The sequence below is a fragment of the Pantoea sp. genome (assembly GCF_028283705.1).
Taxonomy (GTDB): Bacteria; Pseudomonadota; Gammaproteobacteria; order Enterobacterales; family Enterobacteriaceae; genus Pantoea.
This window is the reverse complement of record NZ_JAPWKD010000011.1, coordinates 225,228-251,032: the sequence shown is the minus strand read 5'-3', so window position 1 is coordinate 251,032 and position 25,805 is coordinate 225,228. Positions and strand designations below refer to the sequence as shown.

Below are 25,805 nucleotides of genomic sequence, written 5' to 3'. Positions count from 1 at the left end.
ATAACCGGCAAGCAAAATGAATGAGTTATGAGAAATCGCAGGATTTATCCTGACATCTGTGAAAAGTAATGTGTTTAAGCATATTTTAATTTTCGCCCGCTATCATGTGATGCGTCTTACCCTCCGCTACCACCGATACAAAGGAAATCAATGAAAGCTGTCATTTTTGCCTACCACGATATGGGATGTGCTGGCCTGGAAGCGCTGGAAAACGCTGGTTTTGAAATCTGCGCGGTGTTCACGCATGCTGATGCACCGGGCGAAAATCATTTTCATGGCTCGGTGGCCCGGATGGCACAGGCCCGCAATATTCCGCTGTATATGCCGGATGACGTCAATCAGCCGCAATGGATAGCGCTGTTGCAGACGCTGGTCCCCGATATGTTGTTCAGCCTGTCATTTCGGCAGATACTCAGCCGTGAAATTCTGGCGATCCCTCGTCGTGGGGCGTTTGGCGTGCAGGCTTCTTTGCTGCCTGCGCATCGTGGCAGGGCACATCTGAATTGGGTCTTAATCAAGGGCGATGCAGAGACCGGTGTCACGCTGTTTCGTATGATCGCTCGTCCTGATTGTGGCCCGATTCTGGCACAGGAAAAGGTCAGAATATTGCCTGAGGACGATGCCCATAGCCTGCATAACAAGCTGGTCAGTACCAGCGCAAAGATGCTGGCCCTCTGGCTACCCGCGCTGTGCGCTGGTCAGCTGGAAGAGCGGGAACAGGATGAGTCTCAGGCAAGCCGTTTCGGGCGTCGTACACCGGAGGATGGCGAGATCAACTGGCAGGCCGCCGCGCAGGATATTCACAATCTGATACGTGGACTCGCCAGCCCCTGGCCAGGAGCGTACAGCGCGGCCTATGGGCAGCGTTTTGTTGTCTGGCAAAGCCATGTCAGTGCGGATAAATTACCCGACCAACCCGGTACCGTATTAAGCCTTGATCCGCTAGTGATTGCCTGCGGTGAAGGGCAGCTTGAAGTGGTGGCAGGACAAGCCCGAGAGGGCGTGCGGATGAACGGCGCTGAACTGGCGCGCAAGTTAGGATTGCGTGTGGGTGAGAACATTAACAGTCAGAATACACCGCAAAATACGTAAATAAAAATTATCATATAGCAACTTAAGGATCACCTAATGTAACGGTGAGAAACTGGTCTCTTCATCATTAGAGGAGGCCAATCGAGAATGCCCTTTTCTTTATTTCAGCGGATCGTAAGGAATCCGTTATTATTTGTTCTTTCCCCATTAATATTAATTCAATTTTCGATTTCTTCTGCCCGAATTTTCTCTCTGTGGGTAATGAGAATATTATTCACACCCTGGATTAAAGCTATTTTAACTAAACCCAGAGAAGCGAGAGGCTGACCATGTTCTGGCCTCTGTTACGCCCCCGCAAAAACAGCACTCTGCGCTGGCGGTTATTGCTGGTGATTGGCTTAATTCTGATTGTTTGTCAGACCATCAGTGTGTGGGGGGTATGGCATGAGAGCAAAGAACAGATCGCGCTGCTGGTGAATGCCGCACTGGATAATCACAACCCACACCAGCATATGGAAAAAGAAATCCATGAAGCCATCATCAGCCTGGCGCTTCCCAGCATTGTCATGATTCTGGTGGCGTTATTTCTCTGTTTTCAGGCGATAACCAGCCTGACCCGCCCTTTATCAGAATTGCAAAAATGCCTGGAGGAGCGCGGCGAGGAGAAGCTGACCTCGGTGGACTATCACAGTTCTTTGCAGGAGATTGATGCGGTGACACATGCCATCAATCGCCTGGTATCCCGTCTGAGCGCCAGCCTTGAACGGGAGCGCATGTTTACTGCGGACGTTGCCCATGAACTCCGCACGCCGCTGGCCGGTCTCAGACTCCATCTGGAACTGCTGGAAAGAACACATCAATGCGATGTTAAGCCTCTGATGCAGCGCCTCGACCAAATGACCAGCAGCGTGACCCAACTGCTACAGCTGGCGCGCGCTGGGCAATCTTTTTCATCGGGTAGCTACCAGAATGTCAGACTGGTGCGGGATGTCGTCGAGCCAATGAAACATGAATTTGAAACCATGTTAGCGCTGCATCAGCAGGTCTTAATTCTCAATATGCCGCAGGAGGTCGTCGTTCGCGGTGATGTGACTTTACTGAAGGTGATGCTGCGGAATCTGGTGGAGAATGCCCATCGCTACAGTCCACACGATACCTGCATCACTATTCGGATCAGCAAGCAGCCATCTCCGGTGCTGATGGTAGAAGATGAGGGGGTGGGGATTGATGAAAGTAAAATTGGCGAACTGAGTCGGGCGTTTGTCCGGATGGACCGTCGTTTTGGTGGCATTGGCTTAGGGCTGAGTATCGTCACCCGTATTGTTCAGCTGCATAAAGGGCAATTTTTACTGGAGAATCGGGGCAGTGTGCCAGGTTGCCGGGCCAGAGTGACCTTTACCGGCCAGTAATACCCGCAGGATTACAGTGAAAACCAGATGATCAAAAAACTAATAACGCTAACAGCGCTGAGGATAACAGCAGCATATTCGCTGGCTGGACGGGAGAACATAGATTGCATAGGGAACCTCATTATCAGACCCGACAATTTTTACCGCCAAAGATTAAGTTAACCTTAAGCCAGCCTTGCGCTCACAGAACGGACATGAAAATTCGCCGTTTAATGTTCAGTTAAGAATCAGGCGTTATGCTCCCAATCGCTATAAATTAATGGCTGCGAAATTTTCTTCGTCCCGAAGTTAATTAAACGGGGAAATAAATTCTTAAATTTCTCTGTGCCGGTGTTTCATATATAGCACTTTATGCTAAATTGTTATTGCTGGATACTTTAATGAAACTACTGCATAGCAGGCCTGGCAACATGTGCTGGCCGGAAAATTCGGTGTGGTGTGAAAAACTCACAGGGAATCGCGTATGACCGCAACAACAAAAACGCTGCTACTGCTGGCGTTACTGATCCTCTATTATTTGGTGCCACTTGAATTTCGCCATCTCTGGCAGCCTGATGAAACGCGCTATGCGGAGATTAGCCGGGAGATGCTGCAAAACGGCAACTGGATCACGCCACACTTCTTTGACTTACGTTATTTCGAAAAACCGATTGCCGGCTACTGGTTCAACAACATTGGGCAGTGGTTATTTGGGCATAACAATTTCGCCGTGCGCATTGGCGCTGTCTTTTCCACGCTGGTTAGCGCGGTGCTGGTTTTCTGGCTCGCCCGGCGTCTTTATGCTGACCGGGCGATCGCCCTTACTGCCAGCGTTATCTTTCTCACCTCATTGCTCGTCTATGGCGTGGGCACCTATGCCGTTCTCGACCCGATCCTGTCGCTATGGCTGGTCGCCGCTATGTGCAGTTACTGGTATGCCGTCGGCGCGGACACTCTGCGCCAGCGGTTGGTGGGCTATATCCTGTTTGGTCTGGCCTGTGGTATGGGATTTATGACCAAAGGGTTTTTGGCACTGGCTGTACCGGTACTGGTGATTGTTCCCTGGGCCATCTGCAACCAGCGTTTCCGTGAATTACTGGCCTTTGGTCCGCTTACGGTACTGTGCGCCGCACTGCTTAGTGCGCCCTGGGCGCTGGCAATTAATCAGCAACAACCGGATTTCTGGCACTACTTTTTCTGGATAGAGCATATTCAGCGCTTTGCCGACTCCGATGCCCAGCACAAAGCGCCATTCTGGTATTACATACCGATCTTAATCGCCGGTTCCCTGCCGTGGCTGGCGTTGCTGCCTGGCGCATTGCGTCAGGGCTGGACGGAGCGCAAAAGCGCCCCCGGTGGGTTTTATTTACTGTGCTGGATCCTCATCCCCCTGGTGTTCTTCAGCATTGCCAAAGGCAAATTGCTGACTTACATCCTGCCATGCTTTGCGCCGCTGGCAATTTTGATGGCCTGCTATGGACATCGGCTGGCGGGCAAGGCGAGTCGCATTCTTCGGGTGAATGCCTGGATTAATATCCTGTTTGGCACACTGAGCCTGTTCGCCTTACTGGTGGTGTTTGCGCCCTGGGGCATCAGCCATCGCCCGCTGTATCAGCAGCATGAAGTGGGCGCGTTGATCATGGCGGCTGTGACTTTTGCCGGATGGGGACTGGCTGGCTTTGTCAGCCTCAGAGCGAAAGGTCAAGGCTGGCAGCTTGCGGCGCTTTGCCCGCTGGCACTGGCACTCTGTGTCGGTAATGCGATCCCGGAAAGCGTACAGAACACCAAACAACCCCAGGTCTTTGTGGCAAGCGTTGCGGATAAACTGGCGGAAAGTCGCTTTATCCTGAGTGACGACCCTGGCATCGCGTCGACCATTGCCTGGACACTGCAACGTAGCGATATGTATTTCTATGATAAACAGGGTGAAGTCCGCTATGGCCTGAGCTATCCCGATTCTCAGTCGCGTTTCGTCAGCAAAGCTGACTTCCCTCAATGGCTGGCGACGCACCGTAAGCAAGGAACGGTTTCAGTGGTGCTGATGCTGGGTCGTGGCGAGACGACACCAACCGACATTCCCCCTCCCGATCTGGTGTATCGCCACGATCGCATGCTTTTACTGCAATACAGCCCTGAACCCTAAGCTCAGAGGCTTCACAATTCTGCTAACATGCGCAGGGCCGCAATGCGGCCCGTTAACGCAATCGCTCATTTTTGTGGATAAATAATTATGGCCGCCGATTTTCCTTTGCTGGATGTGCAAGGGGTGACGTTCTCACTGGAGGACCGCGAGTTATTGGCTCCGGTCTCATTAACACTTAACCCGGGTGATTTTGTTTTGCTCTCCGGTCCGTCAGGCAGTGGCAAAAGCACGTTGCTAAAGATTATGGCCTCACTGTTGGATCCCAGCGCGGGACGCATCTTTTTTCGCCACCAGGACATAGCAACACTCAAGCCGGAAGAGTATCGGCAGCGGGTTTCCTACTGCTTTCAAACCCCGGTGCTGTTTGGCAACACGGTATTCGATAACCTGGCGCTGCCGTGGCAAATCCGGCAGCAGAAACCCACGCGCAGCAAGCTGGAGGCCGATTTAACCAAAGTGAATCTGCCTGCTGACATGCTGGATAAAAAAATTGACCAGCTTTCCGGCGGTGAAAAACAGCGCGTCGGCTTATTACGCAATTTGCAGTTTCTGCCGGACATCTTGCTGCTGGATGAAGTGACCAGCGCACTGGATGAAGATAACAAGGGCCTGATTAATAACCTGATCAAAGGGATCGTCAGCGACAAGGGTATGGCTGTGGTGTGGATCAGCCATGACCCGGCGGAAATTCGTCAGGCGCAGCGGGTATTGCACCTGGAAACCCCGGAGAGGAAAAACCATGAGCCAGCATAATATCACTAATACCTCGCTGGTCCTGGCACTGGTGCTGGTGATGATCGCGCTGCTGATTAGCCAGAAAGAAAAACTGGGGCTGGGTAAAGACATCATCTGGAGCGTGTGTCGGGCCATTGTGCAGTTGGTCATTGTCGGCTATGTGCTGAAGTCGATTTTCGACATCAATAATGACTGGCTTACGGTGTTGATGGTGTTGTTTATCTGCGTCAATGCCGCGCTGAACGCCCGTAAACGTAGCCGCAATATTGATCATGCTTTCCTGATTTCGTTTATCGCCATTACCAGCGGCACTACGTTGACGTTGGTGATTCTGGTGCTGAGTGGCGCGATCGAATTTATGCCGATGCAGGTGATCCCGATTTCCGGGATGATTGCCGGGAATGCCATGGTGGCGGTGGGGTTGTGTTACAGCAATCTTAACCAGCGCTTCGCGGATAACCGCCAGAAAATTCAGGAAATGCTCAGTCTGGGGGCGTCCATCAAGCTGGCATCAGGCACGCTGATTCGGGACAGTATTCGCGCCGCGATGATCCCAACCATAGACGCGGCGAAAACCGTGGGGCTGGTGAGCCTGCCGGGCATGATGTCGGGGCTAATCTTTGCCGGAATTGACCCGGTTAAAGCCATCAAATATCAAATCATGGTGACCTTTATGTTGATTGGCACGGCCAGCCTGTCCACTATTATTGCGGTCTACCTGGCGTATCGACGTTTTTATAATGAGCGATCACAGCTGAGATTTTGATCATCTGATCTTCTCTTCCAGCGTTGACGAAACTTAATAGCGGACGCCGCTGTCTGTTACTCATCATTGTTTTGGAAGATAAAAGTCATGACCTCTGTATTGCTGATTGAGGATGATGTCCGTCTGGCGCAGATGATTGCGCCTTATCTGGCACAACACGAATTTGAGGTGATGCATAGCGCCAGTGCTACTGATGCACAGGCGCGCATGAAACTGCGCAGCTTTGATGTGGTACTGCTGGACCTGATGCTGGGGGATGCCGATGGGCTGGCCCTGTGTCGACAGATACGTGCTGAAAGCCACGACGATCCCGCCATCATTATGGTCACCGGACGTGGCGACCCAGCAGACCGAATTATTGGGCTGGAAGTCGGCGCTGATGATTACCTGCCAAAACCGTTTGAACCGCGTGAGCTGCTGGCACGGATGCGTGCTGTGCTACGTCGCATGCGCCCTGGCTTGCGCGCCAGCGATGCCAGCCTGATTCGCTCAGGGGAACTGGAGATTGATATTGCTGCGCGCACGGTCACCTTACACCAGCAGCCCTGTGCTCTGACATCATTGCAATTCGATTTGCTGGTTTCGCTGGCACGGCAGGCCGGACGCGTTCTGAATCGTGAGCAAATCTGGCAGACGGTGCGCGGTGAAAGTTATGAAAGTTTTGACCGGGCGATAGATGTGCATATCGGGCGTATCCGTCAGGTGATTGAAGACGATCCACGCACACCGAAACGTATCATCACGGTACGCGGTGTCGGTTATGTTTTCTCGGCCTTAGCGGATCGCTAAGCGTATGAAACGTATCACCGACCTGCCAATGCATTTACAGATTTTCCTCGCTGTCATCAGCGCTATTTCGCTGGTGGTGCTCTGCACCATTGCGTTGTGGTTATGGACCGATGATGAAAATCGCCACCTCAATGCCTTTGCCACGTTCAGCGGCATGGTGGAACAGACGTTACCCGCTGCATCCGCTCCGCTTGAGGCGCAGTCGGCGGCGATAGATAGCTGGATGCAGCGTACCAATGCCCGTTTCGCGTTATTTGCAGCCAACGGCGCGCTGCTGAGCCGCACGCTCTCGCCAGCGATCCCTTTTCCTCATCAGGTGAAAGCCGGGGGTTACTTTGATGACTGGTACAGCTCGCGCTTTGTCTGGCAGTTGCAGGATAAACGTTTGCTGGTGATCCAGTTCAGTGTTGATCGTATTGAACGTCCGTGGACCTTCATCCTGATGCTGCTGGCCCTGGCTGCGGCGGTGGTGGTGATCTCTTTTCCGGTTATTCGTCGACTCACCGCGCGGCTGGAATCACTGCAACATAGTGTGGAATCGTTGGGCAAAGGCAACCTGGCGGCGCGGGTGCGGGTGACGGGCAGCGATGAGGTTGGACAGCTGGCCGCCAGTTTTAATCGTTCTGCGACGCAGATCGAAACGCTGGTTCAGTCGCAGAAAACCATGCTGGCCAATGCTTCGCACGAGCTGCGATCACCGCTGATGCGTATTCAGATGGCCTCGGCATTGTTAAGTGCTGAACATTCTCAGGCGAGCAATGAATTGCAACGCAGCGTAAAGGAACTGGACGCGCTGGTGGAGGAAATCCTCACCCTGAGCCGACTGGAAATGGCGGATAACGTCATTGTCGGTGAGTTACTGCCTACCGACATCACCGCACTGGCCGCCGAGGAGTGTGCCAGCGTTGAAGTGGAACTGAATGCAGAGCACATTGTGGCGCAGGTTGATGCCCGTCTGATGCGCCGTTTAATGAGAAACCTGATTGAAAACGCGCTGCGCTACGCGGGCCGCGATGTGACGGTCAATCTCAGACGCACGCCAGATCAGGGCTTTTCACTGACGGTGAATGACCGTGGGCCGGGGATTCCCGAGACGGAAATGGCGCGTATTTTCGAGCCTTTTTATCGCCTGGCGCGTAGCGGTAACGGTTCCGGACTTGGCCTGGCGCTGGTACGTTCCATCAGCCAATATCATGGCGGCGAGGTTAGCGTGCATAACCGTTCTGGTGGCGGTGCCAGCTTTACCGTGCACATCCCGCTGTTACATAACTTTACCTGAGGTAAAAAGAGGCGTTACAGGAGGCTGATGTAATGGCTGGCGGTCAACCGTCACCATAAGGATGAAGTCACATGCGTTTCACACCAGCGAAATCCCTTCCGCTGATATTGCTATTTTCCACCGCCGCGTTGCCTGCTTTTGCTGATGAATCTGCTCAAAACTTCAATGGTTTTCTCGGCGCTGGCGTCAGTGTTCAACCCAAATACACTGGTTCGAAGCACAGCGAGACCCGATTTCTGCCAGTGGCCAGGCTGAACTATGGGCCATTTTTTTTCGGTGGTGTCGATACCCTGACTGCGCTGGGCTGGCAGTTCGCCCGAACCGAGCACTGGACCTTTGCCGTTGGCGCAGGGTTGGATCTCTTCCCCCGCGAGGAGTCAGATGATGACTACCTGCGTGGCATGGGCGATATCAAACGCTCACCGCACGCGTTTACCTCGGCGATTTACCGCAATGACCTGTTTAATGCCGGGGTGATCCTGACTCAGGATATAGGCGGAAATCAGCAGGGGTTTCGGCTGACGTCATACGCCAATCTGTCATGGCGACCCTATGAAGACCTGCGTCTGTTCACTGGCCCGAGCCTGAGCTGGGCGAATAGCGATTATATGCAGACCCATTATGGCGTTTCGGTGCACCAATCCTCCCGCAGCGGTTTTTCCCGCTACGATGCCGGGTCTGGCCTGGAAAAAATTGGCTGGGAAGTGGGGATGGATTATGACATGACCGCGGCATGGCAGGTGGGGGCGCGGGTGATGGCCCAGCGTCTGGAAAGTGATGCTGCTGACAGCCCCCTGACCCAGCAGAAGGATCAGGTAAGCTATGCGCTGTTCCTTGCCTGGCGTTTTTAACTGATGTGAGGGGGCTCTGCAATGACGACTGCCATCGCAAAACCATCCCAGCCTTTTTCACCGGTGGTTTGAATGGCAGTGGCATCGAGGCGTGGATTCTCTGCCACCATACGCAGAAATTCGCGCACTCCCGCGACATTAGGATCGGCAGAATCGGCATCGGCTACCGCTCCACCGCGCACGATATTGTCGGCGATGATCACCGTTCCGGTGTGCGAGAGGCGCAAGGCCCATTGCAGATAGTGGGGATTATTTTTTTTGTCGGCATCAATAAAGATGAGGTCGAATGGGGCCTTGAGGGTGGGTAACACATCCAGTGCTGCGCCGACATGTACCTCAACACGGTCAGACACGCCTGCATTGGCGATGTTCTTCACCGCCACTTCAGCATGCCGGGGTTCGGCCTCAATGGAGATTAGCTGGCCTCCCGCTGGCAACGCTCTGGCCATCCAGATGGTGCTGTAACCACCCAGCGTACCGATCTCCAGGACCCTTTTGGCCTGCTGCATTCTGATAAACAAAGCCAGCATCTTTCCCTGGGGGGCAGACACGTCATGCGCAGGCAAACCGGCACGGGCATTTGCCTGTAGAGCAGCCTCCAGCCCCGCATCTGCCGGGGCCAGCAAATGGGAGAAATATTCGTCAACGGCAGACCATTTCTCAGCGTCTGCGGATGGGTAATCGGGAATACGCATCTTTTTGCTCCTGCATGATGACAAAGACGGTAGCTATATGTTTATGCCGAACCGATTATAGTGCGGTTTGGTGAATGTATTGCTGCAACCCTTCGGCCAGCGCATCAAATACCGTGCGGCATAGCGGGCGGGTGCGCAGATCTTCATGCATGGTAATCCAGGTGGAAAGATGCAAGGTGAACGCCTCGGGCAGGATGCGCACCAACTGGGGTTCGCGCTGTGCCAGCCCCACCTGGCAAAAGCCAATACCCGCTCCGGCGCGAATCAGCGCCAGTTGCGCCGGGTCGCTGTCGGTGCGAAAAGCAAAGTGTTCCCGTGCCAGTAACGGATGCGCCTTCACCACGCTGCGCACAAAGGCGTCCGGCTGGTCAAACCCAATCAGGCTGTGCTGACGCAGCGCCTGAATCGAATCTGGTGTGCCATGTTTTTCCAGATAGATAGGGCTGGCATACATACCCAGTGCAATCTCACCCACCGCGCGGATCACCAGCTGATTCTGATGCGGTCGCACCATACGTACCGCAATATCCGCTTCGTGTTGCAGCAAATCCTGCATCTGGTTAGACACCACCAGCTCAAGGTTCAGACCCGGATGGCGTTGCCGTAATTGTGCGAGGATCGGCGGCAGGACCTCAAGCGCGATAATCTCACTGGCGGCCACCCGCACCACACCACACGTGACATCGTTTTGACCGCTTACGGCGCGTTGCAATGCGGCAACAGTGCTGGCAAGGCTGGCAGCATAAGGTTGCAGGGCCAGCGCGGCTTCGGTGGGGATCAGGCCATGGGGGGCGTGAATAAACAGCGTCACGTTCAGTGCCTGCTCCAGCGCAGCGATATGCCTGCCCAGCGTCGGCTGTGTCGAACCCGACGCGCGTGCCGCAGCGGAGAGTGAACCGGCGTTAAGTACGCCAAGGAAGGAACGATACAGTTCCCAGCTGATATCTTTATCCATGCATTTATGTATACCTGCTCCATCATTCCAGTCAATGTTATTTAGCCCCGGCCTTACTTACACTCAGGGAAAATCAAACGGGGGTTAAAACATGAACACACCATCACGGGCGTTAATACTCGGGGCCAGCGGCGGCATAGGGGGCGAGGTTGCACGTCAGCTGCGTGCCGCTGGCTGGCAAATCAATGCGTTAACCCGCCGGACTCCGTCAGGAGAGGATTATCACTGGATTACGGCCGATGCCTTGTCCCGCGCCGAGGTTGTTCACGCGGCACGCGATTGCGAGGTGATTGTGCATGCGGTGAATCCGGCAGGATATCGTCACTGGGATACCCAGGTGATGCCGATGCTGGAGAATACCCTCACGGCTGCCCGGCAGCACGGGGCCACCGTGGTATTGCCGGGAACGGTTTACAATTTTGGAGCAGATACTTTCCCGGTTATTGCCGAAGACGCTCCCCAGCAGCCGCAAACGCGCAAGGGTGGTATTCGCGCGGCGATGGAACAACGTTTGCAGGAATTCGTCAGCGAAGGCGGGCGGGCGCTGATTGTGCGCGCCGGTGACTTTTTTGGCCCTGCGGCGGGCAATAACTGGTTTGCCCAGGGGCTGATTAAACCGGGAAAAACCATCACAACGGTGAGTAATCCGGGGCGCGCTGGCGTAGGACATCAGTGGGCATACTTGCCGGATGTCGCCGCGACCATGGTGGCGCTGCTCGGCCATCGAACGCAACTGTGCCCGCTGGAAAAGGTGCATCTGGCGGGACACTGGGACGAGGATGGGAGTGCTATGGCGGCGGCAATTTGTCGGGTGGTGGCCCGGTACAGCAGCCAGTCACCGCGCATCGCCACCTTTCCCTGGTGGCTGGTGCATTTACTGGCCCCGTTTCAGACCACCTTTCGCGAGCTCAAGGAGATGCAATATCTCTGGCAACAGCCGGTGCGTTTGTCGAACGCCAGGCTGCTGTCATTGCTGGGCCACGAACCGCATACGCCACTGGATCGCGCGGTAGAGGCAACGCTACGGGCCCTCGGTTGTCTGCCTGCTTAAATCTGCGCCATACCACCATCAACAAACAACTCGGTGGCGTTGATAAAGCTGGAATCATCAGAGGCAAGGAACGCCACCACTTTACCAATCTCTTCAGGTTCACCCAGACGACCCAAGGGTACCTGGGATGCCAGCGCGTCAAACAATCCCTGACGTTGATCTTCACTGACCAGGCCACCTAAACCAGGGGTCCGAATCGGACCAGGGCTGACAACGTTGATACGAATGCCGCGATCTTTCACATCCAGCGCCCAGGAGCGGGCGAAGTTACGTACGGCCGCTTTACTGGCGCTGTAGACGCTAAAGCCAGCAGTACCCTTCACTGAAGTGGTAGAGGCGGTGAGGATCACCGAAGCCTTGTCACTCAGCAGCGGCAGCGCTTTTTGCACGGTGAACAACACGCCACGTACGTTGGTGCCAAAAATACGGTCAAAATGTTCTTCGGTGATGCTGCCCAGCGGCTGCATATCGCCGCCACCGGCGTTGGCAAACAGGACATCAAGGCGACCCGCCTGACGGGCAATCTGCGCGTAAACCGCGTCGAGGTCGCTGAGAATCGCCGCATCGGCGCGAATCCCGGTTGCTGCTGCGCCAATACTGGCGACGGCTGCGTCCAGTTCTGCCTGACGGCGTCCGGTGATAAACACCTGTGCGCCGCGTGCTGCCAGCGTTTGTGCTGCAGCCAGACCAATACCGGTGGTGCCGCCAGTAACCAGAGCAATTTTACCTTTCAGTGTTGTGTTCATGTTTGTCTCTCCAGATAAGTGATTAAGTGATTTTCAACGGCTTCGTAGTGCATGGAGGCAATGTACCGTGGCGACGTTTATCGATAAATCGTGTAAAATGAAAATGACTATTCATGTGTGTGGATAATAGGTGAAAGACGATGGACCAGCTGATGGCAATCAAGGCATTTGCACGCGTGGTGGAGGCCGGAAATTTCACTCGCGCGGCGGATTCACTCGATATGCCCAATGCTACGCTCAGCAAGATGGTGCAGGAGCTGGAGGCCCATCTGGGGATTCGTTTACTGCAACGCACCACCCGGCGTGTGACGGTGACGGCAGAAGGGCGGGATTACTACGAGAAAGCGTTGCGTATCGTGCGCGATCTGGAGGATATCGACGCCTCGTTTAACGTGGTCAGTGGCCGGTTACGTGGTTATCTGCGCGTGGATGTCGGTGGCTCAACGGCGCGGGATGTGCTGATACCGGCGCTGCCGGATTTTATGGCACGCTACCCGGATATTCGTCTCGATCTTGGGGTATCGGACCGCCCGGTTGACCTGATCAGCGACAACGTTGATTGCGTGATTCGTGGCGGGCCACTCAGCGATTCCTCCCTGATCGCGCGCCATATTGGCGATGCCACCCTGATAACCTGCGCAACGCCGGGTTACCTGAAAGCTTTTGGTGTCCCTGCTTATCCTGATGAGTTAAAAAACGGCCATCGGCTGGTGAGTTATCTGTCGCCACAAACTGGGCGTCCGTTCCCGTTCCGCTTTGCACGTAACGGTGAAAAGAGCGAGATCAAAATCGAACATCGTATCGGGGTGAACGAAAGCAACGCGCATCTGGCGGCGGCGCTGGCCGGGCTGGGGATTATTCAGACTTTCACCTATGCCACCTTTGAAGCCCAGCAGCGTGGGGCGCTGGTGGAGATTCTCGCCGGGTGGCGTCCCGCACCTTATCCGTTTCATGTGGTATACCCGCAGAACCGCCACGTCACGCAACGGCTGCGGGTGTTTATTAGCTGGCTGATGGAGGTATTCCCGCAACGGCTCAGGGCCGTCTGAACAAGGCGATGCTACGACCCTCCAGTGTGAAATCTTTTTCTTTGGTGATCACCAGCCCCTTTTTGCTGCAATCGCTGGTGGTGAGTTCCAGTACCCAGCCACCTTCGCCAAATTGCGGGATGCGGAAGGGCACCTCACCTTCAAACGGATTAAACAGCATCAGCACGTCATGCCAGATACCCTCGGCGTCCTGCAAATCCGGGCGGCCAATGTACATGCCCAGGGTGGTGCCTTCATCCCAATGCTCCGATTGTTGCAGACCGCCACCCGCATTGAACCATTCAATCTCCATACCATCGCGCCAGTTTTCCCGATGCAGCAACGGCTGGCTGGCGCGCAGATGGATAATCTGACGGGTAAATTCGCGCAACGTTTCGGCACTGGCGGGCAGGTTATCCCAGTGGAACCACGAGATCTCGCTGTCCTGACAATAGCCGTTATTGTTGCCCATCTGGCTGCGACCAAACTCGTCACCGGCCAGCAGCATCGGCGTGCCGTGGGAAAACAGCAGGGTGGCAAGAAAATTACGTTTCTGCCGTTCACGGACTTCAATGATTTGCGGATCATCGGTCGGGCCTTCCGCGCCGTAATTACAGGAGCGATTATCGTTGTGCCCGTCATTGTTGTCTTCGCCGTTGGCCTCGTTATGTTTCTCGTTGTACGACACCAGGTCGTTAAGGGTGAAGCCGTCATGGGCGGTAATAAAGTTGATACTGGCCCAGGGGCGGCGTCCGCGTTGATCGTAGAGATCGCCGGAACCGAGCAGGCGGGCAGCAAAATCACTGGAGACATTGTCGCCTTTCCAGTATTCACGTACCGTATCGCGATATTTGTCGTTCCATTCGGCCCAGCCCGGCGGGAACGCGCCAACCTGATAACCGCCCGGACCGATATCCCAGGGTTCACCGATCAACTTCAGTTTCCCCAGCACCGGGTCTTGGGTCATGGCGTCAAAGAAGCCGCCGCGCGGGTCGAATCCGCCAGGTTCACGGCCAAGAATCGTCCCAAGGTCGAAACGAAAACCATCGATATGCATCGATTCGGCCCAGTAGCGCAGCGAATCCATAATCATCTGCAACACGCGGGGATGTGAGGTATTGACGGTGTTACCGGTGCCAGTGTCGTTAACGTAGTATCGATGCTGGTCTGCCAGGGTGCGATAGTAGGAATAGTTGTCGATGCCTTTAAACGACAGCGTCGGTCCCAGTTCATTGCCTTCTGCGGTGTGGTTGTAAACCACATCGAGAATCACCTCGATCCCCGCATCATGCAGCGCGCGCACCATGTCACGAAAGCCCTGAATACCTCGCGGGCCGAAATAGCGCGCGGCAGGGGCGAAAAAGTTGAGCGTGTTGTAGCCCCAGAAGTTTTTCAGCCCTTTATCCAGCAAATGCTGATCATCGGGGAACCAGTGCACCGGCAACAACTCGACTGAGGTAATCCCCAAACTTTTCAGGTAATCGACGGTGGCTTTATGCGCCATGCCTTCATAGGTGCCGCGCAGGGGCTGAGGGATCGCGCTATTAAGCTGGGTAAAGCCTTTGACATGGGTTTCATAGATGATGGCGCTGGACCACGGGATGACCGGGCGATTCTGGTCGTGCCAGTCAAATTCGTTGGCATCGATGACCCGACATTTGGGGGTGAAATCGGCGCTGTCGTGGGTATCAAAGGTGAGATCTTTGTCTTCGCCGTCATGCTGTAAATCGTAAGCGAAATGCGCTTCGTTCCAGGCGATGTCCCCGGAGAGGTCACGCGCATAGGGGTCGAGCAACAGTTTGTGCGGATTAAAGCGATGACCATTTTCCGGATCAAAGGGGCCATGCACCCGGTAGCCGTAAAGCGCACCGGGTTGCAGGCTGGGAATATAGCCATGCCAGACTTCGTGGGTAAATTCGGGCAAATCAAATCTGGCGATTTCATGACGGCCACTGTCATCGTACAGGCACAGTTCAACGCGTTCGGCATGAGCGGAAAACAGGGCGAAGTTGACTCCATCACCGTCGAAATTGGCACCCAGCGGGTAGCTGTAACCGGCGGTAATCACAAAAGGCTTAGCATGCGACATTTTTCCCCACTCCTGTAAATAAACACCTGGTAAAAACCTGCGCGATAAATACGTTCAGATACCGTAAATCACCAGGTGCGAATGAATTCGCACCCTATAGATGTAGGGGCGGCATGTATGCCGACCGGTTCAGCTTACTTGAGCCGCTCAGCAACACCAGGTACGGCTGTTCACTGGTCAGGACATCGGCGAGGGCCAATTCTTCATGGTTTATAACGTTGTTATAACGACGGCTGGCAAGTGGCTCGGGCAGGGCAATTTGCCATGTCGGTAACGGCTGCGGCAGGTTGCCGGCAAAGGCGGTTAATGGCAGGCGTGGAACCACCACGATTAACGTTGCTTGCGGGTGCACCCGCGCAAAGGCAATCAGATGGTTACTGCTGGCTGTCAGCGGCAGATAATCACCGTCGCGAAACAACGCCGGATGCTGCTGACGCAGCGGCAGCAGGGTTGCGATGGTCTGCTGCTTCAACTGACCACTCAGCCAGCTGTCGGGCTGCGAAGAGGGGCTGTGCAGCCACTGCTCCAGTAACGCGAAATCCACAGGTTGCCGGTTGTCAGGATCGACCAGGCTGAAGTTCAGCGCCTCGCTGCCCTGATAAATATCCGGCACGCCAGGTGCCAACAGTTTGATGATGGTCTGACTCAGGCTGTTTGCCAGCCCGGCGTGGATAAAGGGTTGTAGCGTGGCGGTAAAATCCTGCAAAAAAACCAGGCTGGCGGGGGAAAGTAGCTGGCGGGCATAGGCTCGCACCGCCTCTTCATATGATTCATTGCTTTCAGCCCAATCGGTGCGCTGTTTTGCCTCACGCAGCGCTTTTTCCACAAAGGCCACAAACCGGGTTTCCAGATCCTGCAATCCGGCAGCATCATCCAGCTTCAGCGATACCGGCCAGGCGCCAGCCAGTGCCTGATACATCATCCATTCCACCGCAGGTCCGGGTGCCGGGCCTGCAGGCAGGGGTTTGATATGCGCCTGATGCATCTGCCGCCAGCGGGTGACGGCGGCAGACCAGCGTTCTGGCGCTTCGCTCAGGGTATAAAGCCGCGCCCGGGTGTCCTCGCCCCGCTTGGTATCATGCGTGGACGTGCTGGAAAGTCCCTGTGGATGCTGCTTTCGTGTCTGCATCGCGGCATGGAAACGCGCCAGAGAGAAGCCTTGCGGCAGCGGTTCGCCGCCGACTTCATTTAACGCCAGCGCCGTGCACTGGCGGAAGAACAGGGTATCTTCCACCGATTTTGCCATTAAAGGACCGCTTAATTGCTGAAAGCGGGTGCGAAATAGCGCGGTCTGATTATCAGCGGCTTCGCCGTGGAACAGGCCGGTGATAAAAGAAAGGGCCTCGGGGGATGTCTCTGCGCCAATGTTTGCCGTCACAGTTTGCAGCAGCGCCTCATCGGCAGCGGGTAAACCTTCCGCAGTGGCGTAAGTACGGTAAACCGGAAAAGCCAGCAGCAGTTCACGCAGGGCGTTGCGGAGTGCGTTTTCAGCGAACGCGTCCTGAGCAATATCCTTTGCCAGCGCCAGCAGACGGTTGAATTCTCCGGCAAAATTTCGATCAACCATTAACGCTTTTGCTGCACGTAATTCTGCGGCCATATCGTTTCTGGCAGGGTAGGCCTGGCGCAGGGCCTTGATGCCATCACTGACAACCAGCGCATCAGCCAGCGCGGTGATAAATTCGTAGCCAGTGGTGCCCGCAACGGGCCAGTCGGCTGCCAGCGCTTCCTCTGCCCCGAGGATTTTTTCCACCGTGATATAGCAATCCGGCCCTGCCTGCTGGCGCAGACGTTCCAGATATCCCTGTGGATCGGCAAGCCCGTCAACATGGTCGATGCGCAGGCCAGCAACGGCTCCGCTGTGCACCAGTGCCAGAATCAACTGATGTGTGGCAGCAAAGACCTCGGGATCTTCCACCCGCACCCCCACCAGACCGGTGATTTCAAAGAAACGACGATACGAAAGGTCCGTTGCGGCATCTCGCCAGCATATCAGCCGATAAGCCTGGCGTTCGTGCAAGGCGGCAATGTCCACCTTGTCCTCGAGATTCAGTCCCTGCCAGCTGTCGATCGCCAGTGGGTAAAAATTGTCGAAATACGCGAGTGTCGGTAAGCCGCCATGGGGATCGGCGCGGACGCTGATCTCACCTTTTTCCAGTGCTTCAGCAAAGGTGTCGCCCAGAAATGGCAGCGTCAGCGGGCGTGACCAGTCGATATCAAAATAGTGGGCGTAGCGGCTGTGTTCACCGTGGGCTATCACATCGCGCCACCACGGATTTTCCAGCGAGGCTGCCATATGATTGGGGACGATATCGAGTATCAGGCCAAGACCGGCGCTTTTCAGTGCCTGCACCATGCGCTCAAAACCCGCGCGGCCACCCAGCGAGGGATCGATTTGTGTGGCATGCGTGACGTCGTAGCCGTGGGTCGAATCACGGGTCGCTGTAAAGACGGGCGAGGCATACAAATGGCTGATGCCGAGTTTTTTTAAATAGGGCACCAGGGCGGCAGCGCGATCAAATGTCATGCCGTTGCGGAACTGAATACGGTAAGTTGCCGTTGGCAAAATCATGACTTATCTCCGGCAGACAAACGTACGGTCATCCCATAGGGCGACAGCGGGTCTGCCGCCAGCGGCCAGGCAAACAGGGTTTCACCTGGCAGCTCCGTCAGGGGGTGCGCGATATGGCTTAAATTCAGCGCCAGCGACAGGGTGCCTGCCGGGAAGCGCCAACTGACCGCGATAAAGCCATCCTCTGCGACGATAACGCGGCCGTTATGGGCGTCGGCGTCACGGATCAGTGGCACGATATGTTGCTGACGCACCGCCAGCAACTGTCTGGTCAACGCCAGCCATTGCCTGCCCTCGGGGCTGCCAGGTTTTGACCAGTCGAGTTTTGACTTCTCAAAGGTGTGCTGCGCATTGGGATCCGGCACGCTGGCCCCCTCGTGCCCGGCATGGCCGGTAAACTCGCGGGCGCGCCCCTCGCGCACCGCTCTGGCGAGATCGCCGTGAAAATCCGTGAAGAACAAAAATGGCTGCGTCTCGCCAAACTCTTCGCCCATAAATAGCAGCGGGATATGGGGGGAAAGCAGCAGGGTGGCGAGCAATGCCTGGGTTCGTGCGGCCCCGGCAAGGGTGATCAACCTTTCGCCGTGGGCACGGTTGCCGACCTGATCATGGTTCTGAATAAAATCGACAAAAGCGACGGGTGGCTGGCCGGTACTGGCGACGCCACGCTTTTTGCCGCTGTGGGGAGAGACTTCCCCCTGGTAAGCGAAGCCTTCAGTCAGAATCCGTGCCAGATGTTTTTCTGGCTGATCGGCAAAATCCTGATAGTACGCGTGGGTTTCCCCTGTCGCGCAGACATGAATGGCGTTGTGGAAATCATCATTCCACTCAGCGGTGAACAGCGGCACGGAACCGTCTGAGGTGCGCGGATGGAGAAAAATGACGTTGCGGCTGTCCTCAGTGGTGAGGTGGATATGCCGGTCAGGGATTTCGCGCCGAATGCGCTCGGCAATTTCAAGCAGAACGTGTGGTTCGGTCTGATCCTTTATCTGATCAATGGCATCGAAACGCAGGCCATCAAGATTAAATTCCGTCAGCCAGTACAGCGGGACTTCAGTGATATAGCGGCGGGCAGCATCAACATTGTAAGCAATGCCCGCGCCCCATGGGGTCATTCTTTGCTGGTCAAAGAAGTCCGGCGACAGCAGCGGCAGATAATTACCTTCCGGGCCGAAATGGTTCAGCACGATATCCAGTACCACCGCCAGGCCACAGCCGTGCGCGGCATCCACGAAGGCGCGGAAATCATCCGGGGTGCCATAGGCGGAGTGCGGCGCGTACAGCAGCACGCCATCATAGCCCCAGCCCCGGTTGCCGCCAAACTGTGCGACCGGCAGCACCTCAATCATGGTGATCCCCAGAGCAGCCAGCTGCGGCAGTTTTTCTATTGCCGCCCGGAAGGTGCCTTGTGGCGTGAAGGTGCCGATATGCAGCTCATACACCACGGTCTCTTCCCACGGACGACCGGCCCAGTCACGGTGCTGCCAGGCATAGGTGGTGGGGTCGATAACCAGTGAGGGACCATTCACCCTGGCCTGCTGAGCGCGTGAGGCGGGGTCAGGCACCAGAGTGCCGTCGGCAAGCAGATATTGATAGGGCGTACCGGGTGCGACCTGCGTTTCCCGCCATGCGAACCAGCCATCGCCGCAGGGTTGCATCGGTATGTCAACGCCTGCCAGCTGTAATGTCACCTGGCGCTGGCCGGAAGCCCAGAGGCGGAATTGCACACTGCCATCTGGCGCGTACTCAGCACCCCAGCTTTTATGAAATAAACAGGACTCCATTTTATCGCCTCGCCGGTCAGGAAATAACCTGTGACAGTCAAGCATAGACCACGACGGGGATGTAACCAGGTCACGATAAAGGGTGACCCTACACATTTGCAGGGTCCGTATTGTCAGGCAGGGCTACGGGCGCATGGGTAGAAACCAGGTGCCGCTATAGGGAATGGGCAGATAATCGTGGAAGATTTGCTTTAGCGTTTCTTCGGGCTGCACATCGTTAAATAGCTGTGGATAGAGTGTTTTCGCCATAAATTCGGTCGCGGCGATGTGCCACGGGCTGAGATAGAAATTCATCCAGATCACCGCCGCATGGCCGTTATGCAATGCCTGCAACTCGCGCAGACCATTCTGTTTTGCCGTCATGGCGCTGAAGCTGCTTTGTACCGCATCAGGTGCCACTGCCGGACCCAGCTTGAGCACGCCCTGCGCATCGTTATCACCCGCGCCGGTGGCGAAGTAATATTCTGGCTGTGCGGCAATCACGCTTTCCTCGCTAAGACGACCAAATACCCCCTGCACGGTTTTGCTGGCAATGTTGTCGCCACCGGCGGCATTGAGTAACTCGCCGAGGCTGCCTTTGACGGCCGTGACGCAACATTCGTTGCGTCTTCCAAGGTGCAGTTGCAGCAGTACCGTCGGTTTTGGTCCGTGATAACTCGCCAGCCGCTGTTGAATCACCTGCAAATGCGCCTGATAGAAACGGTTGAACGATTCGGCCCGCGCTGTCTGGTTCAATACTTCACCGAGGATCTGCACGCTGCGCGTGGTGTTCTTTAGCAAATGCACACGCAAATCGATCTTCACTACCGGGATGTGTGCTGCTTTCAGCATCGCCAGCAGACGTAAATCCCCATCGTCGTAACGTGCCAGGCTGGGCAGGATCACCACATCCGGTTTGAGCGCCAGCACTTGTTCCGGGTTGATGTCATTGGTGCCGCCCGCCCCCAGGACCGGAATTTTCAGCATCTGCGGGAACTTGCGGGCGAAAATGTCCCACATCTGGCTGTCGTATCTTTTCAAATCCTGCGGCCAGCCGATAATGCGCTGGAAAGGATCGCCAGGCTCGAGCATCGCCAGCGTGTACAGCATGCGGCTTTCCCCCAGCACGATGCGCTGGGGGTTATCGGGAATCGTCACCGGGTTGCCGTCGATATCGGTGATGGTTTTTGCCAGCGCGGCGCTGCTCAGCATCATCAGCAGCAGCGTCACTATCCTGAGAATGATCGCCTTAGAATTCAACGCTGGCCTCTAGCATAAAGTTTCGGGTGGCACCTTCACGCACACGCAGATTGCCGCCGCTTGAGGTGTAGTAGTGTTTATTAAACAGGTTATTCAGATTCAGTTTCAGCTGGGTTTTGTTGCCCAGCAGACGATTGTTCCAGGCAATAAAGCTGTCAGCCACGATGTAATCCGGCATGGTGAAGCTGTTTTCTGGATCGCCCGCACGAGCGCCCACATAACGTGCACCGCCACCGACGCGGAAATCACCCGGAATTGCGTTAAACGTCAGGTTATGGCTCAGGTATAGCGCACCAGAATGGCGCGGCGCATTTTGCAGGCGGTTGCCGTTATTGGCAGAATCCTCGCCATCGTTAACGATTTCCGCCTTGTCATAGCTGTAGTTGGCGCTGAGATCCCAACCTGGCAGGATTTCACCGTTCAACTCAAACTCGGCACCGCTGGAACGTGCTTTATCGATGGCACGGGTTTCACCATTGATGCTGAGCGACATATCGCGCTCATCGATACGATACAGTGCCACGCTGGCGAACAGACGCGGCGAGATTTGCCACTTGCTGCCCACTTCCCAGGTGGTGCCCTGTTCGGGTTTACCGACGTTACCATCATCATCCACATCGGTTGACGGGGTGAACGATTTGCTGACGCTGCCGTACAGCGACACATCTGGCGTCAGTTTGTAGATCAATCCGGCCTGTGGCAGGAACTTGTTACCTTCATCGTTCAGGGTTTCGACCACCGGATCCCAGCCTTGTGAAGCGCGTTGCTCATAATGCTGGTAGCGCCCGCCGACGACGGCGATCCAGTTGGAGGTCAGCGAGATGCTGTCCTTGGCATACACCGAGCGGCTGTGAATACGGTTCAGCAGATTGGCGTTGGCGGTTTTCTCGGTGCTGCTATCGGTCACCGGCGACAGCAAATCGTACTGTGGATCATACAGATTGAAATCGCTGTTGGATTTGCCCTGATACTGATGCGCACGGTAGGTCTGGTTCATCTCATAATCGGTACCGACCACCAGATTGTGTGTCATGCCGAAGATTTCCGGCGTTCCCATCACATCCCAGGAGACATATTTAGTTTTGTGGTTAAAACCACGGTTAGCATCAGCACGGCGCGTCACGGCTCCGGTGGTGGTGTTGATGGCCGTGACCCTGACTTCGTTGTTGTCATACTGGCGCTGATTCATACCGAAAGTCAGACGGGTGCTCCAGTCGTCGTCGAACTGCCAGTCATAATGGGCATTCAGGGTCTTATTGTGGCCCCAGGCGTGGTTGGCTTTATCATCCAGACGATCCTTATAACCGATATTTACCGGCTTACCGTTGATAAATGCCGTGCCGCGATCGTAAGGGATATCGTACTGATAATCTTCATAACTGATCAGGAAGCTGGCTTTTTCGCCATACCATTGCAGTGATGGTGCGATCAGCGTGTGTTTATCAACGCCAAAGTTGCGCCAGTAATCCTGGTTTTGTTTTTCCGCGATCAAGCGGAAGGCAAAACCGTTGCCGAGCGGGCCAGTGACATCCACCGTGCCTGCACCGCCGCCTTCGCTGGCATAGCGTCCACTGACTTTGGTGTGCCATTCATATTGCGGTTTTTTACTGATCACGTTGATCACACCACCCGGATTCTGAATGCCGTACAGTAGCGAGGCTGATCCCTTTAACACTTCCACACGTTCGGTGGTGGCATCGAAGTTCAGCCCCTGGCTGCTGCGGACGCCATCACGGTAGATGGAGCCATCCGAGTTACTGCCAAAGCCGCGGCGCACAAAACCATCCTCGGTGCCTGCGAGGGTATTACCCTCGGTTACGCCACTGACAAAACGCATGGCTTCTGACAGATTACTGACCTGGTAATCTTCCAGCTGTTGCTGCGTCACCACGCTGACGGATTGCGCTTCATTGACGCGGGGTGTCGGGGTTTTACTGGCGACCGAACTGCTGGTGGCGTTATAACCCTGGTCGTTGTTTTCCTGTGCTGTTACCGTGAGAGTATTATTTTCCTCAGCGGAAAAACTGATTCCTGGTGTAAAAATCGCCACCCCGTAAATAGCCGCAATAATGGCCGGATGAGGTTTCTTTTTAAAAGCGAACGGCTGATTGTTATTCATTTAATGTAAACCTGGTATTCATTGTCTGGTTATTTTCATCCATGAAAAAATCGCCGGCCTTTTTAATAATCAGGCCAGATGTGTTGCTCTGATAAACATTGCTAATTATCTGGGTATTATTATTTTATTTAACGCAGGAAGCCGTTGTGAGGCGACCTCAATGTAATTGAGAATCATTCAAACATGAAAGAATGTAGTAGTAAATGCAAAAAATTATCGAAATGCTACATCAGAGTTTAAGGAGGGGTTAGCAAATCATGGATTGATATAACATGTTGAATAACATGTTATTTCAAGGGGTTGACTGTGATTTTTTTAATGATTTTCCGCTTCATTTTATGTAGTTTTTACAGTAATAATGGATAGTTGTTACTACAGTCGAATAAAGAAACTGTGGTGAAATTATCAACAATATTAGGTAAATCAATTAGTTCGGATAAGCAAATGGCATCAGGCAATAAAATAAAAAACCGGGTCGATGTGTTGGGTGAGCGTTATCGTGCACGAGCTGCGGGACTTTCTCCTCAGCTGCAAACGGTGGTGCGCTATATCCATGAAAATCGTGAGGCGGTGGTAGAGGCGACAGCGATGGAAATTGCTGCCGCGACGCAGAGTTCAGATGCCACCGTGGTTCGTGCCGTTCAGGCATTGGGTTTTGCCGGATTACGTGATTTAAAAAAAACGCTGGTAGCCTGGTTTGGACCGGCGATGAATTCCGAAGAAAAAATGATTACCACGGTCGGCGAATTGTCCTGTGATATTAATTCCGGCATTGATTTTGTCTTAGGCGGACATAAACGCGCCTGTGATGCGTTATCTGAACCGCATAATCGTCAGGCAATCTCTGCGGCAGTGGCGTTATTAATTGAAGCGCGTCAGGTGGGGTTGTTTGGTATTAATGCGTCAGGCGTGCTGGCGGATTACAGCCGCCGCTTATTTGTGCGTATCGGTATCCCGGCGGTGGCACTTAACCGCTCCGGTGTGGCGCTGGCTGAGCAACTGATTGCGCTACAGCGCGGTGATGTGTTGATCATGATGGCGCAAAAGTCGGCGCATCGGGAGGGTATCACCACGGTTAAGGAGGCAAAACGTCTCGGTATCCCGATTATTCTGCTGACCAACGCCACCGATTCGTTTTTTGCGAAGGAGGCTGACGTGGTGATCAATGTGCCACGCGGTGGCGAGGATGGCCGTATGCCGCTGCATGGCACGGTGCTGGTGTGCCTTGAGATGCTGATTTTGTCGGTAGCATCGGCCACTGCGTCGCGTACCGTGAAAACCATGAAGCGTATTCAGGATCTGAATCGCAGCATGAAGCCCGGTAAAAAATAACCGCGCTCCCATCCTCTTTTTCCCGTTAAGCCCGCAGGCTGGCGATCTCAACGCGCGTACCGCTGGCAGAGGAGCGCACCATCGCTTCGATAATCTGCTGATTTTCCAGGCCGAAGCGGAAATCCGGGAAACAGCCGCTTGCTCCGCTCAGGCCTTTAATCAGGTCATAGATTTCAATCACTTTAACGTCAAAATAGCCGAGGCCACCGCCCGCAAAGTCGAAGCCAAAGAAACCGCCAAACTGCTCCACCTGAGAACCGGCGTAAAGGGTTTTGAAGCCGCGATCGTGTTTTTCATCGCGATAGCGGGCAATTTTCAGCTCGTTAAAACGTTCACCGTCCATGATGATAGTCCCTTCGGTACCCGACACCTCCCAGGCGATACCAAACACTTTTCCCGCCGAAATCCTTGAGGCTTCAATCACGCCACCGGCATGGTTGGCAAAAGTAATCAGCGACTGAAACTGATCATCGTTTTCAACCTTCAGCCGTGCCGCGTCCCTGCTGGCTTGCGCACCATAGCCAGAACCGGCACCGGCAGCCGGTCGCGAGTCAATAAACAGCTGCTCCTGGCCGATAACGCTGGTGATCGGCCCCATCAGATATTGCGCCACACTCACCACATGGGAGCCAAGATCGCCAAGCGAGCCGGAACCGGCCTGCTCACGCGAGCAGCGCCAGCTCCACGGCAGCTCAGGATCGTTGAAAAAGCCCTGATCAAACCAGCCGCGAAAGCGGGTAGGTGTGCCGATATCGCCACGGTCAATCATCTGTTTCGCCAGCTGGGCTGCCGGGGTTTTGATGTTATTAAACGCTACCATGGTTTTAACTCCGGCGCGTTCTGCTTCCTGCGTCAGGGTTTGTGCTTCCTGTAACGAAACCGTCAGCGGCTTTTCGCAGTAGACATGTTTGCCTGCACGAATCGCAGCCAGCGCCATGTCGTAATGCATGTTATTCGGGGTGGTGATGTCGACAATATCAATAGCCGGATTAGCGATCATCACCCGCCAGTCCGCCGTGCTGTGCTGAAAACCAAAACGGCGCGCGGCTTCTTCCGCCAGTGCCGGGGTGGCATCGGCCAGCGTATGTAGCACCGGTTGCAGCGGCAGATTGCGATACAGCAAGCCTGCACGACGCCAGGCGTCGGCATGGGCCTGGCCCATAAAGCCTGAACCGATCAGGCCAACGTTGAGTTTTTTTCCGGTCATGTTCT

The 25,805-nt window shown here is 54.9% G+C and carries 20 protein-coding genes; 11 read left to right on the top strand and 9 right to left on the bottom strand.

Annotation, left to right across the window (positions count from 1 at the left end; genetic code table 11):
* The first annotated feature begins 150 nt into the window (after positions 1 to 150).
* The 8 genes from PW844_RS08220 (at position 151) to PW844_RS08185 (ending at position 8,983) form a co-directional block, all read left to right on the top strand.
* Positions 151 to 1,092 (top strand): formyltransferase family protein, encoded by a 942-nt coding sequence (locus PW844_RS08220; RefSeq protein WP_299450215.1) that lies wholly within the window; start codon positions 151 to 153, stop codon positions 1,090 to 1,092.
* A 269-nt stretch (positions 1,093 to 1,361) separates the two neighbouring features.
* A complete protein-coding gene (gene pmrB, locus PW844_RS08215) occupies positions 1,362 to 2,441 on the top strand; it encodes a two-component system sensor histidine kinase PmrB (protein WP_299450213.1) in 1,080 nt (359 codons plus the stop codon).
* A gap of 463 nt (positions 2,442 to 2,904) precedes the next feature.
* The gene (arnT, locus tag PW844_RS08210) at positions 2,905 to 4,563 is read left to right on the top strand and encodes a lipid IV(A) 4-amino-4-deoxy-L-arabinosyltransferase (protein ID WP_299450210.1); all 1,659 of its coding nucleotides are present in this window, start codon (positions 2,905 to 2,907) and stop codon (positions 4,561 to 4,563) included.
* 87 nt (positions 4,564 to 4,650) lie between these two features.
* Positions 4,651 to 5,316 (top strand): iron ABC transporter ATP-binding protein FetA, encoded by a 666-nt coding sequence (fetA, locus tag PW844_RS08205; protein ID WP_299450208.1) that lies wholly within the window; start codon positions 4,651 to 4,653, stop codon positions 5,314 to 5,316.
* Positions 5,303 to 6,064 carry an iron export ABC transporter permease subunit FetB gene (fetB, locus tag PW844_RS08200; protein WP_084881055.1) on the top strand — a complete coding sequence of 254 codons (762 nt, stop codon included), beginning with the start codon at positions 5,303 to 5,305 and terminating at the stop codon, positions 6,062 to 6,064. Before fetA ends, fetB begins: the two co-directional genes overlap by 14 nt.
* 87 nt (positions 6,065 to 6,151) lie before the next feature.
* The gene (locus tag PW844_RS08195; protein WP_299450194.1) at positions 6,152 to 6,853 is read left to right on the top strand and encodes a response regulator transcription factor; all 702 of its coding nucleotides are present in this window, start codon (positions 6,152 to 6,154) and stop codon (positions 6,851 to 6,853) included.
* A 4-nt stretch (positions 6,854 to 6,857) separates the two neighbouring features.
* Complete coding sequence (locus PW844_RS08190) at positions 6,858 to 8,132, top strand: ATP-binding protein (protein WP_299450191.1); 1,275 nt, start codon at positions 6,858 to 6,860, stop codon at positions 8,130 to 8,132.
* A 71-nt stretch (positions 8,133 to 8,203) separates the two neighbouring features.
* Positions 8,204 to 8,983 carry a MipA/OmpV family protein gene (locus PW844_RS08185; protein ID WP_299450188.1) on the top strand — a complete coding sequence of 260 codons (780 nt, stop codon included), beginning with the start codon at positions 8,204 to 8,206 and terminating at the stop codon, positions 8,981 to 8,983.
* Here the strand turns inward: PW844_RS08185 and PW844_RS08180 are convergent.
* Entirely contained in the window at positions 8,980 to 9,678 is a 699-nt protein-coding gene (locus PW844_RS08180) for an O-methyltransferase (protein WP_299450185.1), read from the bottom strand. The genes PW844_RS08185 and PW844_RS08180 overlap by 4 nt on opposite strands.
* Before the next feature lie 55 nt (positions 9,679 to 9,733).
* Entirely contained in the window at positions 9,734 to 10,633 is a 900-nt protein-coding gene (locus PW844_RS08175; protein WP_299450182.1) for a LysR family transcriptional regulator, read from the bottom strand.
* A 91-nt stretch (positions 10,634 to 10,724) separates the two neighbouring features.
* On the opposite strand from PW844_RS08175, the gene PW844_RS08170 reads away from it, so the two are divergent.
* Entirely contained in the window at positions 10,725 to 11,684 is a 960-nt protein-coding gene (locus PW844_RS08170) for an NAD-dependent epimerase/dehydratase family protein (protein ID WP_299450179.1), read from the top strand.
* Here PW844_RS08170 and PW844_RS08165 read toward each other — a convergent pair.
* A complete protein-coding gene (locus PW844_RS08165; RefSeq protein WP_299450175.1) occupies positions 11,681 to 12,430 on the bottom strand; it encodes an SDR family oxidoreductase in 750 nt (249 codons plus the stop codon). The genes PW844_RS08170 and PW844_RS08165 overlap by 4 nt on opposite strands.
* Positions 12,431 to 12,570: 140 nt before the next feature.
* On the opposite strand from PW844_RS08165, the gene PW844_RS08160 reads away from it, so the two are divergent.
* On the top strand, positions 12,571 to 13,479 hold the full coding sequence (locus PW844_RS08160; protein WP_299450172.1) for a LysR family transcriptional regulator: 909 nt from the start codon (positions 12,571 to 12,573) through the stop codon (positions 13,477 to 13,479).
* On the opposite strand, the gene glgX is transcribed toward PW844_RS08160, so the two are convergent.
* The 5 genes from glgX to PW844_RS08135 all read right to left on the bottom strand — a co-directional run bounded on the left by glgX (position 13,466) and on the right by PW844_RS08135 (position 23,261).
* The gene (gene glgX / locus PW844_RS08155) at positions 13,466 to 15,547 is read right to left on the bottom strand and encodes a glycogen debranching protein GlgX (protein ID WP_299450170.1); all 2,082 of its coding nucleotides are present in this window, start codon (positions 15,545 to 15,547) and stop codon (positions 13,466 to 13,468) included. The genes PW844_RS08160 and glgX overlap by 14 nt on opposite strands.
* Positions 15,548 to 15,641: 94 nt before the next feature.
* Positions 15,642 to 18,119: a malto-oligosyltrehalose synthase gene (treY, locus tag PW844_RS08150; protein WP_299450167.1), complete on the bottom strand. Its 2,478-nt coding sequence runs from the start codon at positions 18,117 to 18,119 to the stop codon at positions 15,642 to 15,644.
* Positions 18,116 to 19,903, bottom strand: a complete 1,788-nt coding sequence (gene treZ / locus PW844_RS08145) for a malto-oligosyltrehalose trehalohydrolase (protein ID WP_299450164.1) — start codon at positions 19,901 to 19,903, stop codon at positions 18,116 to 18,118. The genes treY and treZ overlap by 4 nt, the downstream gene beginning before the upstream one ends.
* A gap of 123 nt (positions 19,904 to 20,026) precedes the next feature.
* The gene (locus PW844_RS08140; RefSeq protein WP_299451089.1) at positions 20,027 to 21,097 is read right to left on the bottom strand and encodes an ABC transporter substrate-binding protein; all 1,071 of its coding nucleotides are present in this window, start codon (positions 21,095 to 21,097) and stop codon (positions 20,027 to 20,029) included.
* A 34-nt stretch (positions 21,098 to 21,131) separates the two neighbouring features.
* Entirely contained in the window at positions 21,132 to 23,261 is a 2,130-nt protein-coding gene (locus tag PW844_RS08135) for a TonB-dependent siderophore receptor (RefSeq protein WP_299450161.1), read from the bottom strand.
* Positions 23,262 to 23,705: 444 nt separating this feature from the next.
* Here PW844_RS08135 and PW844_RS08130 point away from each other — a divergent pair, with 444 nt between their 5' ends.
* Positions 23,706 to 24,593 carry a MurR/RpiR family transcriptional regulator gene (locus PW844_RS08130; RefSeq protein WP_299450159.1) on the top strand — a complete coding sequence of 296 codons (888 nt, stop codon included), beginning with the start codon at positions 23,706 to 23,708 and terminating at the stop codon, positions 24,591 to 24,593.
* A 25-nt stretch (positions 24,594 to 24,618) separates the two neighbouring features.
* Here the strand turns inward: PW844_RS08130 and PW844_RS08125 are convergent, their stop codons facing one another.
* Entirely contained in the window at positions 24,619 to 25,800 is a 1,182-nt protein-coding gene (locus PW844_RS08125) for a Gfo/Idh/MocA family oxidoreductase (RefSeq protein ID WP_299450156.1), read from the bottom strand.
* Positions 25,801 to 25,805: the final 5 nt, after the last annotated feature.

Bases quoted from the DNA above. Each gene is read 5' to 3' on its own strand.
- PW844_RS08220 (WP_299450215.1), top strand. From the start codon at position 151: ATGAAAGCTGTCATTTTTGCCTACCACGATATGGGATGTGCTGGCCTG.
- pmrB (WP_299450213.1), top strand. From the start codon at position 1,362: ATGTTCTGGCCTCTGTTACGCCCCCGCAAAAACAGCACTCTGCGCTGG.
- arnT (WP_299450210.1), top strand. From the start codon at position 2,905: ATGACCGCAACAACAAAAACGCTGCTACTGCTGGCGTTACTGATCCTC.
- fetA (WP_299450208.1), top strand. From the start codon at position 4,651: ATGGCCGCCGATTTTCCTTTGCTGGATGTGCAAGGGGTGACGTTCTCA.
- fetB (WP_084881055.1), top strand. From the start codon at position 5,303: ATGAGCCAGCATAATATCACTAATACCTCGCTGGTCCTGGCACTGGTG.
- PW844_RS08195 (WP_299450194.1), top strand. From the start codon at position 6,152: ATGACCTCTGTATTGCTGATTGAGGATGATGTCCGTCTGGCGCAGATG.
- PW844_RS08190 (WP_299450191.1), top strand. From the start codon at position 6,858: ATGAAACGTATCACCGACCTGCCAATGCATTTACAGATTTTCCTCGCT.
- PW844_RS08185 (WP_299450188.1), top strand. From the start codon at position 8,204: ATGCGTTTCACACCAGCGAAATCCCTTCCGCTGATATTGCTATTTTCC.
- PW844_RS08180 (WP_299450185.1), bottom strand. From the start codon at position 9,678: ATGCGTATTCCCGATTACCCATCCGCAGACGCTGAGAAATGGTCTGCC.
- PW844_RS08175 (WP_299450182.1), bottom strand. From the start codon at position 10,633: ATGGATAAAGATATCAGCTGGGAACTGTATCGTTCCTTCCTTGGCGTA.
- PW844_RS08170 (WP_299450179.1), top strand. From the start codon at position 10,725: ATGAACACACCATCACGGGCGTTAATACTCGGGGCCAGCGGCGGCATA.
- PW844_RS08165 (WP_299450175.1), bottom strand. From the start codon at position 12,430: ATGAACACAACACTGAAAGGTAAAATTGCTCTGGTTACTGGCGGCACC.
- PW844_RS08160 (WP_299450172.1), top strand. From the start codon at position 12,571: ATGGACCAGCTGATGGCAATCAAGGCATTTGCACGCGTGGTGGAGGCC.
- glgX (WP_299450170.1), bottom strand. From the start codon at position 15,547: ATGTCGCATGCTAAGCCTTTTGTGATTACCGCCGGTTACAGCTACCCG.
- treY (WP_299450167.1), bottom strand. From the start codon at position 18,119: ATGATTTTGCCAACGGCAACTTACCGTATTCAGTTCCGCAACGGCATG.
- treZ (WP_299450164.1), bottom strand. From the start codon at position 19,903: ATGGAGTCCTGTTTATTTCATAAAAGCTGGGGTGCTGAGTACGCGCCA.
- PW844_RS08140 (WP_299451089.1), bottom strand. From the start codon at position 21,097: ATGATGCTGAGCAGCGCCGCGCTGGCAAAAACCATCACCGATATCGAC.
- PW844_RS08135 (WP_299450161.1), bottom strand. From the start codon at position 23,261: ATGAATAACAATCAGCCGTTCGCTTTTAAAAAGAAACCTCATCCGGCC.
- PW844_RS08130 (WP_299450159.1), top strand. From the start codon at position 23,706: ATGGCATCAGGCAATAAAATAAAAAACCGGGTCGATGTGTTGGGTGAG.
- PW844_RS08125 (WP_299450156.1), bottom strand. From the start codon at position 25,800: ATGACCGGAAAAAAACTCAACGTTGGCCTGATCGGTTCAGGCTTTATG.